This window comes from bacterium, assembly GCA_030654305.1.
Lineage (GTDB): Bacteria > Krumholzibacteriota > Krumholzibacteriia > LZORAL124-64-63 > LZORAL124-64-63 > PNOJ01.
The window spans coordinates 1-11,915 of the sequence record JAURXS010000474.1 but is presented as its reverse complement, the minus strand read 5'-3'; the positions used below and the strand labels follow the sequence as shown (position 1 = coordinate 11,915).

Genomic DNA, 11,915 nt, shown 5'->3' with positions numbered 1-11,915 from the left:
CGGCCCGCGACCCCCTGCAGCGCGGCGTACGAGGTGAACAGGACCATGGTCTTGCGCGGCGCCACGCGCACCAGGCGCTCCACGAGGTCGGCCACCGCCGCCTGCCAGGCCGGCGTGTCGGGCGTCGGGAAGTCGGGCGTGGTCAGGAAGCGCGCCTGCTCGCGGTAGTCGAAGGGGCTGGGCACCAGCGACGTCACCGTGCTGCGGCCCAGACGCCCGACGCCGAGCTCGCGCTCCATGTAGCTGAAGTCCTCCCCCACGCCCAGCGTCGCGCTGGTCAGCACCGGCGCGAGTTTGGAACGGCGCCAGAGATCTCCCAGCAGCGGCCCCGACTCCAGGCGCGTCGCTCCCGCGGCGATCAGGCCCTGCTCCCGACCGGGTTCCAGCCAGACCACCCAGTCCGGGTCGTCCTCGGTGGTCAGGAAGGCCACGTCCTGCTGCAGGCGCGCCGCCATCTCGACGGCGCGGGTGAGCGTGCCCAGTTCGTCGGCCAGGTCGTCGCCGACCGCCGGCGCGCTCTCCAGGCCGGCGGCGAAATCCGCGTAGGCCCGGTCGACCGCGGCGGCGGCGTCCAGGAAAGCGGTGGTCCGTACCGTCAGCGGTCCGAAGGTCTCGTCGCGGTCGTGGACCCGCACCTTGCCGTGCAGGCGCTGCTGGCCGCGCCGTTCGACGAACAGGGCCTCGAGCGCCGCGAACCAGGCGCGGTAGGCGGCCAGCGCTCCCTGCAGCGCGAGCACGAGGTCGGCCAGCCGGGCCGCCGCCGTCTCGCCGACCTCGCCGCTGCGGGACAGTTCCGCGATCAGCCGACGCGGGACGGACGGGAAACCGCCCTGGCTGCGGGCGGGTTCCCCGAGCAGGTCCTCGATGATCACCGAGCGGGACGCGTCGCAGCGGATCTCGAAGGCGTCGAGCGCGGCCTGCGGCAGGCGGTGCGCCTCGTCGACCACCACCGCGTCGTACTCGCCGATCAGCGTGTGCCCCGCCGCGAAGTCGACCATGAGCAGGGCGTGGTTGACGATGACCAGGCGGGCTTCGCGGGCCAGCCGCCGGGCCCGCTGCACGTGGCACTCGCGCGGGCCGTAGCAGACCGAGGGCGAGCACGGCTCCGGCGTGTCGAAGATCTCCGGCACGTGGCGGCGCAGCACCGGGTGGTCCTGGACCTCCTCGCGCAGGCCGTCGGTCGTGGCCGCCAGCCAGAGCCGCAGCGACGCCTGGGCCCACGACTCGGCGGGCGTGACCGCCGAGCGCTCCAGGAAGCGCCGCTCGCCGGTGCGGCAGAGGTAGTTGCTGCGCCCCATCAGCAGGCGGTGCTCCACCTCGGGGACCGACCCGGCGAGCAGGGGCAGGTCCTGCTCCAGCAGCTGGGATTGCAGCGTGCGCGTCTGGGTCGAGACGACGCCGCGCGCGCCCGTGCGCCGCAGGTGGGTCAGCAGCGGCGCGAGGTAGGCCAGGGTCTTGCCCACGCCGGTGCCCGCCTCGATCAAGAGGGGGTTGGACGTGCGCAGGGCCTCGGCCACATCGCGGGCCATGATCCCCTGCTCCGCGCGCGGGGTGAAGGAGGGGCCGTAGAGCCGGCCGAACTCCGCGGGGTCCTCGAGCCAGGCGGCCAGGGCTTCGGGATCGTCGGGCGGCGGGTGCGCGGCCGCGAGGCCCGACGGGAACGGACCCACCGCACCGTCGCCCCGCGGCTGGGCCGCGAACGGGACCGTCTGGCCGTCGAAGGGGTCCGTGGCGCCGCCCGCGGCCAGGGCGTCGAACAGGTCCAGCAGGGACGCGGCGTGCGGCAGGGGCGCGAGCAGGCGGCGCACGTCCCGCTTCAGGTCCGCCGGCAGCCCCTGCCAGCGGGAGAGCCCGATCCAGAGGCGGCCGCCCTCGCGCCGCAGGGCCTGTTGACCGGCGAGCGGGTCCTGCAGCTGCAGGCGGTTGCCCTGCCCGGCCGCGAGGGGGTCGAGCAGCGCCCAGACCAGCCCGCGCGGCGCCAGCAGGCAGCCTTCGCGCGACACGAGGTCCGTACCGGGGCCGTCCACGAGGATCCAGGCGCCGCGCAGCTCGCCGCCCGGCCGTTCCAGGGTGGCGACTTCGAACAAGCGGCCGGGATCGCGCGCGTCCTGCAGCAGCACCGGCGCGGCGGGATCGTCGTTGCGCAGCGAGAGGAACAGGCGGCCGTCGCCGGCTTCAGGCGCCATCGTCGACGCCTTCCTGGCGCAGGCGCTGCAGCCAGGCCTCCTCGTCGAGGATCTCGACGCCGAGCTCCCGCGCCCGGTCGAGCTTGCCGCCGGGATCCGTGCCGGCGATCACGGCGTCGGTCCGGCGGCTGACGTCGGCGGCGACCTTGGCGCCCAGGCGCAGCAGCAGGGCCTTGGCCTCGCTGCGGGGGCGGGTGGCGAGCGTGCCGGTCAGCACGAAGGTGCGGCCGCGGAACCAGGTCTCGGCCGGCGGCGGCGCCGTCGCCGCGGCCTCGACCGGCAGCAGGAAGCCGAGCGCGACGAGCTCGTCGAGCAGGCGCCCCACGTCGTCGCGCGCCAGGAAGGCCGTGATCTTGCGCGTCATCTCCCCGCCCACGCCGTAGAGAGCGGTCATGCCCGACGGGTCCGCCGCGCGCAGCGCGTCGATGCCGGGGTAGGCGTCCGCCAGCGCGGCGGCCGTCGTCACGCCCACCTCGGGGATGCCCAGGGCGAACAGCTTGGCCGCCCAGGGCCGCTGCGACGCGCGCGCGATCCCCTGCACGAGCGCGGCCGCCGATTTCCCGGCCCAGCCCGGCAACGCGGCCACGGCGTCGGCGTCGAGGCGGAAGAGATCGGGCAGGTCGCGCACCAGGCCGGACTCGAGCAGCTGCGCCACGCCGCGCTCGCCGAGCCCTTCGATGTCGGCGGCGTCCCGCCCCGCGAAGTGCCGCAACCGCCGGGCGACCTGCGCCGGGCAGAGCGGGTTGGGGCAGCGCACCGCGACCTCGCCCTCGGGCCGCACCGCCGGCGTCGCGCAGACGGGGCAGCGGTCCGGCGGCGGCACCGCCCGGGCGCCGGCGGGGCGCCGCTCGAGCAGGACGCGCACGACCTTCGGGATGATCTCGCCCCCCTTGGCCACCACCACGGTGTCGCCCACGCGCAGGTCCTTGCGCGCGATCTCGTCCCAGTTGTGCAGCGTCGCGCGCTGGACCGTGGTGCCGCCGAGCAGGACCGGCTCCAGCTCGGCGACCGGGGTGATCACCCCGGTGCGGCCGACCTGCAGGACCACGTCGCGCACGCGGGTCTCGGCCTCCTGCGCCGCGTACTTGAAGGCCAGGCCCCAGCGCGGGGCCTTGGCCGTGGCCCCCAGCGAGGGGTGCAGGCCCAGCTCGTCGACCTTGATGACGGCGCCGTCGATGACGTGGTCGAGGTCGTCGCGCAGGCCCTCCAGCTCCGCGAGGTGGGCGGCGATCTGCGCGGCGCCCTCGGCCAGGCGCAGGAAGCCGTTGACCGGCAGCCCGAGCTCGCGCAGCGCCGCCATCTCGTCGCCGTGGGTGGCCAGGCCCGTCTCGTCGCCGTCCAGGCCGAGGATCTGGTAGCAGAAGAGCGAGAGGCCGCGGGCGGCCACCGCAGCGGCGTCGAGCGTCTTGAGCGTGCCGGCGGCGGCGTTGCGCGGGTTGGCGAGCAGAGGCAGGCCCGCCTCCTCGCGCAGCCGGTTGAGTTCGCGGAAGCGGGGCAGCGACAGGTACGCCTCGCCGCGCACCTCGATGGAGCGGGGTCGCCCCGGCAGCCGCTCGCGCCAGCGCGGCGGCAGCCGCGGCGGCACGCCGGCGATGGTCAGCGCGTTGGCCGTGACCACGTCGCCCGCGCGCCCGTCGCCGCGCGTGAGGGCCGTCGTCAGCACGCCCTCCTGATAGCGCAGGGCCAGTGCCACGCCGTCGACCTTGGGCTCGACGGTGTAGCGCACGTCGGCGCGGCCCGTCTCCTTGCGGACGCGCTCGTCGAAGGCCGCGACCTCGTCGAGGTCGTAGCTGTTCTGCAGGCTGATCATCGGCCGGCTGTGCGGCAGCGAGGGGAAGCGCGCGTCGCTGTCGTCGCCCACGCGCGCGGTCGGGCTGGCGGCTTCGGCCAGCTCGGGGAAGGCGGCCTCGAGCTCAGCGAGGCGGCGGACCAGGGCGTCGTACTCGGCGTCCTCGAGCTCGGGCGCGGCGCGGCGGTAGTAGAGCTCGTCGTGGCGCGCGATCTCCGCCCGCAACGTCCGCACCGCCTTGCGCGCCTCGCGGGTGTCCATGCCTCGCTCCCACCGGTTGTCAGAAGGACTGCAGCAGAACGACGTGCAGCTTGGCGTCCTCGAAGCGGAACGCGCCGGGAAAGCCGATCGCGAGGGAGACCTCGCCGGCGGCCGAGGCCGTCAGCAGGCCCAGCCCGTAGCCGCGCAGGTGGCTGATGGTCGTGATCCGCGCCGTCGCATCCGCGGGGTCGACGGCGACGTCGCGAACGTACCCCAGGTCCAAGAAGGTGTAAACACGCGAGCGGTCCGGTCGTCCCCAGCGCAGTTCGATCGCCGCCGCCGCCACCCGTTCGCCGTGGTACTGGTCCTCCAGGTAACCGCGCAGGCTGCGCGCGCCGCCGAGCCGGTACTGCTCGGTGAGGGGGACGACGGCCCCGTCGCCGCGCAGGTCCCGGAAGCGACCCGCCACCGCCGTGCTCGTGGCCGGCCCCCACCAGCGCTCGACGCCGAGGTCCGCCTCGACCATGGTCTGACGCACCTCGCCGGACGACGCGCCGGGGACGGCGCCGTCGCCGGTGCGCAGTTCGGCGCCGCGGCGGGCCGATTCCAGGGCGAAGGCGCCCGACCAGCCGTTGCGCGCCGGATCGCCGCGCCGGCGCAGGATCCCCGCCCGGGTGCGCCAGCGGGACGTGCCCGACCAGGCGCCGTCGACGTAGGTGCTGCGGTCGCGCCCCAGCCCGAACTCCACGCCCCAGGGACCGGTGACCGGCAGGAGCAGGCGGCCGTCCAGGTGGAAACGCGTGGAGACATGCTGCTGGACTTCGTGGCCGACGGACAGGGACGCATCAAGCGGCGTGCCGCCGACCAGCGGTTCGCGCCAGCCGAACTCGAGGCGGGAACGTTCGCGGCCGTCGTCGGTCCAGAGCAGGTCCAGCCCGCGACCGCTGCCGGCGAGGTTCGTCAGGCGCAGGTCCACCTGCCCGCTCAGGCGCGAGGCGCCGTCCTGCCCGTCGCGGCTCAGCCCGAGCATCACCGAGGCGCGGTTCGGCCGCGACTTCAGGCGCACCGGCCAGTGCACGCCGACCGCCGCGGCGTCCCCGGTCGCGTAGACGACGGGCTCGCCGACCTCGGCGTAGATGTCGCGCAGTTGCAGGCGGCGTCGCGCCGCGGCCAGCGCCGACTCGCGGAAGCGCGATCCCGGGGCGAGCCGCGCCGCCTTGGCCAGGAATTCCGACCCGCGACCGCCGGGCAGGTCGGAGGTCATCGGGCCGAAGTCCACGGCGGGCCCGGGCACGAGGATCGCCGTGACGTCCAGCACGGGCCGGTCCCCGCGGATCGCCGCGCGCCGCACGATCCAGTGCGCGAAGGGGTGGCCGGCCTCCCCCGCCGCCCGCAGCAGGCCCGCCACGGCCCGCCGCCAGACGTCGGCGTCGACGGGGTCGTCCGGTCGCGGCAGCCAGCGGGCCAGTGCGGCGGCGCGCCCCGGGAAGTCCTCGCCCTCGACCCCCACCTCGCCGTGCAGGTAGCGCGGCCCCGGCTCCACCACCAGCACCGACCCGCTGTCCGGGGCGGCCGGCTCCACACGGCAGCCCAGGTACCCGCGCTCGAGCCAGCGGTCGCGCACCAGGGATGCGGCCGGGCGCCGCGACTCGCCGGCCGGCCGTGCCGGATCGGCGAGCCAGCCGGGTAGGGAGTCCTCCCTCGCCCCGGCGCTCATGACCGTGATGCCGATCGGGAGGGACGACAGCCACGCCGCGTCGTCGCGGAGCAGTTCCTGCAGGCCGCGATCGCCGACCGCCGCGGCCGACAGGCGGACCGACGGCGCCGGCGCGGCAACGGCCGTGGCGCCGCCCAGCAGCGCGATCAGCAGGACGCTAGAAACGGGCCGTCGATTCCAGGCGGACATCGTGCTGCCACCCCCTCTCCCCCAGCCGACGGCCGAAATAGCCGGCGGTGACGGTCAGGGTCGGCGACGGGGTCCAGGCCAGCCGGGACGCGGCCTCGACGTTCCCGCCGGGATAGGGGTAGAAGTACGGGCGCAGCGCGCCCGGCGGCTCGTCGGCTTCCACCCACGACCAGCGCATCTCGGCGTACCCCGTCCAGCGACGCTCGAACCGCAGACGGGCCTGCGGCTTCAGGCCCCAGTCGCGCTGCCGGACGCCGGAGACGAGGTCGCGGCGCTCGGCGCGGTCCAGCGCGATCACCAGCTCGTTGCCGGGCGACGGTCGGCGGCTGGCCTCGACCTCCCAGCCCGTGGTCAGCGAGTCGTAGGGGCGGTTGCTGGAGACCGCCTGCTCTCGGTTCGCACGGGTTTCGTCGGTGCGCGTGGCGCGCAGGCGCAGGCTCGTGCGCTCGTCGACGTTGTAGGTCAGCGTGCCCTGGTGCAGGCGGCGCAGCCGCTCCTCGGGATGGGTCGCGTACTGGCGGTCGAGGCCCTCGTCGAACTCGAAGCGCCCGCGCAGGTCCCAGCGCTTCAGGTGCCGCAGCAGCCACAGGTCCTGCCGCAGGGAGATCTCGCCCAGCACCGTGTCTCGTTCGTCGAGGATCCGCGCGGGATCCAGGCGCATCAGGCCGCCGACGTCGTCGGTCCGGCTGCGGCCGCGCACGGTCGCGCGCGTCACCGACTGCCAGGCGCCCCAGAGGCGGTCCTTGCCCAGCACGGCGAAATCCTGCCGCCAGGAGAGGTCCGCGCTCACCTCCGTGGTGGCGATCAGCGAATCGGTGCCGACGGTCACCACGTCGAAGTCTCCCAGGTCGTAGCCGACGAAGGCGCCGCTCTGGTCGTAGTCCCCCTGCCGCAAGCCGACGAAGAGGATCTGGCGGTCGAGCACCTCGCTGCGGCTGCTGTCCACCGCGTAGACCAGACCCCAGTCGCTGCCCGCGCGGTCCCAGCGGCCGTGCAGGTCGACGCGCGCGAGGCGCGTGGTGAGGTCCTGCCCGTCCGGGACTTCGACCCGCCGCAGCGTGCCGTCCGCGGTCAGGCGGACGCCGCCCAGCTCCGGCGTGCCGAGCCGCCAGCGCGCGGTGCGGCTGTCGCGGTCGCGCACCCAGTGCCCGGTGCGCAGGCTGTCGGCCAGCCCGCGCTCGAAGCTGGCGCCCCAGGCCCAGGCGGCGTCGACCGGGGCGTCCAGGCCGGCGGTCCAGCGGCGACGGCGGGCGCCGGCCGTCCGGCCCGCCGGCGCCGCGGCGTCGGCGTGCTGGGCGCGCTCGTAGACGAAGGACGGGCGGGCGATGGCCACATCGACGCCGATGCCGTGGCTCTGTTCGCGCCGCAGGACATCCAACGGGTCGACGTCGTCCTCGCTGCGCGCCTCCTGCCAGCGCGAGGCGCCGTCCAGACGGCCCCAGGCCCAGCCGGCCTCGGCGCCGGCGCGCCGGGCGTCCAGGGCCGCGCCGTGTGACAGGCGGCCCCACTGCCCTTCCAGGCGCAGGCGGCGCTTCCCGCCGCCCGTGGTCAACGAGCCCGTCGCCGACGACTCCGCGTCGCGCTCCTGCAGGAACCCTTCGCGGCGGGCGCGGTCCCCCAGGCCCCAGCGCTCGTAGCGGAAGCGGTCGCGCGCCAGTTGGAACGGCGCGAAGCGCGCCCCGAGGTCCTCGTGCGACGCCTGCAGCGCGACGACGCCCACGCGCCTGCCGCCCGGCCGCCAAGGTCGCTCGCCGATGTCCAGCGCGGCGCGCAGGGCGGTGCCCGCGTCGTCGCCGTCGTTCCTGGCGGACAGGACGTTGGCGTCGAGGCTGCTCGCGTCCCACTCCACGGACACCAGAGGGCGGCGGGCGTCGCCGAGCGTCGCCAGGAACGTCGCCAAGCGCTGCGACGACGGCGCGGGCAGCAGCCGGCCGATCCGGTAGGAGCCGCCCCCCGGACCGCGGTATTCGTAGACGGTCTTGCCCAGGGCCGTCAGCGAGGCGACGCCGTAGTCGCCCAACCCGGAACCCGCGTCGAAGAACTCGACCAGGTAGTCGCCGGCGAGCGTGTCGTGCACCGCCACCTGGATGCCGCCCACCCAGTCGAGACGGTAGTCCCCCGTCCCCGCCGCGACGGCGGTCAGGCCCGTGGCCACGGCGGGCTCGTCGCCCGCCGCGGCGAGGACCGCGCGATCCGCTTCCGAGAGTTCGCCCGTCCGCAGGCGGACGGGGTCGTCCCGTTCGCGGACCAGCCGCATCGTCAGCGCGGCCGTGCGCCCGCCGAGGAAACCGACGTCGACGGCGGCCTGCGCCTGCGCGCCGGCCACGGTGCGGGAGTACGGTCCCTCCCCCTCTTCGAACTCCACGACGATCTCCGAGTCGGCGGTGACCAGGCGGCGGTAGGTGAAGGTGACCGTGCCGCGCACGTAGTCCACGACGTAGTCGCGGTCGGCGCCGCGCGTCATCGGCCGGCCGTCCAGGCGCACGCGCTCGCTGCCGGCGACCAGGAAGACGCCGGCCCCGCCGGCGCCCAGCTGGTACGGGCCCTGGTTCGCCTCCTCGCCGCGGATCTGGACGGTGCGGTACAGGCCGCGCGGGGAACCGGCCAGCACCGCGACGCCGGCGGCCCCCGGGCGGGCCTCCAGCACGAAGCCCTGCAGCTTGCGCCGGTAGTCGCCGAAGGCGGTGCCGCCGCGTTCGGCCACGAAGTCGCCCAGGACGGCGTTCCAGCGCGGCGCGCTCAGTTCCACCCGCACGCGGTCGATGTCGCGCAGCTCCTCGGTGTTGCCCTCCGGCACCACCGGCAGGTTGTCGTCCGACAGCGCCGCCCGCACCGAGATGGTCTCGGTGAGCCGGCCGGAGATGTCCAGGCGGAGGTTCTGGTCCACGCTGAGGTCGCGGCGGTTGCCCGACGCCATGCGCACGGACTTGCTGCCGCTGACCAGCAGGTCGTCCAGCGGCGCGCCGTCCGGGAGCGATGACGGCGACGCGCCGGCCGTCGTCGCGGGAGCGTTCGCGTCGACGGCCGGCGGCGGCCCGCGCACCGCGTGCAGCTCCTCGTCGGGCGGCACCACGGCCGGGATGAAGTCGTAGGCGAGGCGGACGGCGACGACGACCATGCCCGGGTCGCCCAGCGGGCGCAGCGGGTACCAGAGGCCGCGCGTCCCGTCGAGCCGGTAGTCCGTGTCGGCGCGCCAGGTCACGCCGGCGACGACCGCCTCGAAGCCGTCGGCGCGCACGAAGGGGTGGGACAGGACGAGGCTCGCGGTGCCCGGCTGCAGCAGGTGCCACTCGGTCTCGCGCAGGGAGGTCGGGGGGCCGGCCGGATCCGCCCGGGTCGCGGCCGCGCCGGGGCCCAGCAGGACCAGCATGGCCACCGGGACGAAGGCGGCCGACAGCCGCCACGCGGACCGCAGCACGGGATGCCGCACGCCGCGCACGGCCGCTCCTATCGGTAGAGGATGCGGTAGATCAGCACCGCCTGGCGATCGCGGTCGGCGACCGCCAGCAGGTCGTCGGGGCCGACCGCGACGTCGATGGGCAGCTGCGGCGTCGCGAGCAGGCCGAGCGAGGAATCCGTGCTGAACAGGTGCGAGAGGTCCGGCGCGTAGACGTGCACGGCCCGGCCCGCGGGGTCGGCCACGAACAGGTTGCCGTCGGGATCGGTGTCCAGGCCCTGCGGGGTCAGCAGCACGTTGTGGCGGTCGAACTCGCCGCCGACCACCTGCTCCAGGTAACCGAGCCTCGAGAAGTGCTGCAGGCGGCGGTTGGCGCGGTCGGCCACGACGAAGCTGCCGTCGTTCAGGAAGGCGACCCCGCTGGGCTCCTGGAACTGTTCGCGGTGCGAGCCGGGTCCGCCGACCGTGGTCTGGATCGCCAGGAACGAGTCCAGCAGCAGCGCCTGGCTCTCCGAGGCGTCGGTGAAGACCAGCCGGCCGTCGAGGTCCACGTCGAAGCTGGAGGGCAGCCGGTCGAAACCGGGATCCAGGTGCGCGAAGTTCACCAGCTGGTCCTGGTACGCGCCGCCGAGATCGTAGCGCAGCAGGCTGCGGCCCTCCATGTCCAGCACCAGCACCTTGAAGTGGTCGATCCGCACGTCGACGGGCCGGAAGAAACGCGACCCGGGGCTGTCGAACTGGAACCAGAGGTCGTCGGACGGGCTGTAGCCGTGGACGCGGCCGGCCTTCTCGTCGCAGAGGTAGAGGCTGCCGTCGCCGTACCAGCAGACCCCGGCCAGCCCTTCCAGCGGGTAGTAGGGGGCCGAGCGCACGTTCTCGTAGGCGAGCAGGAATTCCAGGGCGTAGGGCCGGGCCACGGCTTCATCGGCCACGGCGTCGTCGGCCGCATCTCCGGCCGTGATCGCGGCATCGTCGCCCTCGCGGACCGGCGGCGCTGGCGCGCAGCCGCCGAGGAGGGCGGCGAGGCTCAGAACGAGCGCGAGATGACGCATGCCGTGCCCCCGTGCCCGCCCTGCGGGCGGGACTCGAGGTCGAGACCGAGACCGGCGACCTCCAGCAGGTGATCGCCCGCGCCGACGCCACGGACCGCGTCGTAGGCCGACACGGCGCGGTTGATGATCGCGAACAGGATCATGAAGTCGCGGCGGGAGTAGGCGCTGCTCGCGTCGGAGCGCAGGTCCTGGTAGTTCCCGCGGTGGTCCTCGCTGCGCCACAGCCAGCCTTCGGCGGGGTCGAGCAGCCCTGGCGCCGCGGTGGGGTCCAGGCCTTCGGCCCGGGCCTCCATCATCAGGGCGGTGTTGTAGTCTTCGCTCTCCATGAAGCGCCCCACCGCCCGCCAGTAGCTCTCGGTGTGCTCGGAATCCCGGACGCCGGCGAAGATCCGCGCGTAGTCGCGGTAGTCCTCGCTGTAGCCGCTCGCCTGGCTGTGGAAGACGTAGTAGGCGGTCCAGACCGCGACCTCCGCGCCGGCGAAGGCCAGGGCGCGGTCCCGATCGCCGTTGTAGAACTGCCCGGCGCCGGGCAGCGCCAGCGACAGCAGCCCCGCGGTCATCTTGCGGCCGAATTCGTGCGGTCCGTCGCTCGTCGGCTCGCGGCGGACGCCGCCGACGGTCGCGCCGCCGAGCTCCTGCACGTCCCCAAGATCCTGAACATCCCAACGGGATGAGGCGGCGGCCAGGCCGGTCGCCGCCAATTGCGCGCTTAGCAGGTCCGGGCCGGGATCGGCCGCCGCCGGCGCGGCGCACGCCACCGCGGTCAACGCCGTCGCGATCACGATCCGTCGCAGGGACATGTGCATGGTCTGCCGCCTCGTCAGTAGGAGATGGACACGCCCAGCCGGCTGGAAGTCAGCCCGCGGGGTTCGGCGATCAGGGCCAGGTCGTGGCCGGCCACGTTCATGGCGGTCGAACCGCCGCCCGAGAAGACGCCCTGCAGGTAGGCCACCTGCACCATGCTGAACACGCGGGTGAACATGTTCAGGTAGACCAGCGTGTCTCGGTCGTCGAAGGCCTCGTTGGATTCCTGGCGCAGCGCGCGGTAGGCCTCGCGGTGGGCCGAGACACGCACGTCCTTCAGGATGCTGGTATCCAGGTCGGTGGGATCGTCCCACGTCGGGTCCGTGTCCTGCCACCAGTTCGGCTGTCCGCGCGGGTCGATGAAATCATCCCAGCCGAACACGAACTGGTCCCACTTGCCCGCGTTCTCGTAGTACTCGCGTTCGTCGGCTTCCTTCGAGACCCACAGGGACAGATCCCTGTAGTCGAGCACCTGGTAATAGAACGTTCCCGCCTCGAAACCGGTGGCGTCGCCGAACGCGGCGCTGAGCTGCGCTTCGCTCCTGTGCGCGTCGAGGTAGTCGTAGAAGTCCTCCCGCTT

General features: G+C 74.5%; 7 protein-coding genes. All 7 read right to left on the bottom strand.

Annotation, left to right across the window (positions count from 1 at the left end):
* On the bottom strand, positions 1–2,186 hold a 2,186-nt coding region (locus Q7W29_13535), incomplete at its 3' end, for an ATP-dependent DNA helicase (protein ID MDO9172843.1).
* On the bottom strand, positions 2,176–4,236 hold the full coding sequence (ligA, locus tag Q7W29_13530) for an NAD-dependent DNA ligase LigA (GenBank protein MDO9172842.1): 2,061 nt from the start codon (positions 4,234–4,236) through the stop codon (positions 2,176–2,178). The genes Q7W29_13535 and ligA, both read right to left, overlap by 11 nt.
* A 19-nt stretch (positions 4,237–4,255) precedes the next feature.
* A complete protein-coding gene (locus Q7W29_13525; protein ID MDO9172841.1) occupies positions 4,256–6,082 on the bottom strand; it encodes a hypothetical protein in 1,827 nt (608 codons plus the stop codon).
* Complete coding sequence (locus Q7W29_13520) at positions 6,051–9,521, bottom strand: hypothetical protein (GenBank protein ID MDO9172840.1); 3,471 nt, start codon at positions 9,519–9,521, stop codon at positions 6,051–6,053. Before Q7W29_13520 ends, Q7W29_13525 begins: the two co-directional genes overlap by 32 nt.
* Before the next feature lie 8 nt (positions 9,522–9,529).
* Positions 9,530–10,531: an NHL repeat-containing protein gene (locus tag Q7W29_13515; protein MDO9172839.1), complete on the bottom strand. Its 1,002-nt coding sequence runs from the start codon at positions 10,529–10,531 to the stop codon at positions 9,530–9,532.
* Positions 10,507–11,337: a hypothetical protein gene (locus Q7W29_13510; protein ID MDO9172838.1), complete on the bottom strand. Its 831-nt coding sequence runs from the start codon at positions 11,335–11,337 to the stop codon at positions 10,507–10,509. The genes Q7W29_13515 and Q7W29_13510 overlap by 25 nt, the downstream gene beginning before the upstream one ends.
* A gap of 14 nt (positions 11,338–11,351) precedes the next feature.
* On the bottom strand, positions 11,352–11,915 hold a 564-nt coding region (locus Q7W29_13505; protein ID MDO9172837.1), incomplete at its 5' end, for a hypothetical protein.

What these genes read in the sequence shown, in the direction of transcription:
- ligA (MDO9172842.1), bottom strand. Translation starts at nt 4,236, where the DNA reads ATGGACACCCGCGAGGCGCGCAAGGCGGTGCGGACGTTGCGGGCGGAG.
- Q7W29_13525 (MDO9172841.1), bottom strand. Translation starts at nt 6,082, where the DNA reads ATGTCCGCCTGGAATCGACGGCCCGTTTCTAGCGTCCTGCTGATCGCG.
- Q7W29_13515 (MDO9172839.1), bottom strand. Translation starts at nt 10,531, where the DNA reads ATGCGTCATCTCGCGCTCGTTCTGAGCCTCGCCGCCCTCCTCGGCGGC.
- Q7W29_13510 (MDO9172838.1), bottom strand. Translation starts at nt 11,337, where the DNA reads ATGCACATGTCCCTGCGACGGATCGTGATCGCGACGGCGTTGACCGCG.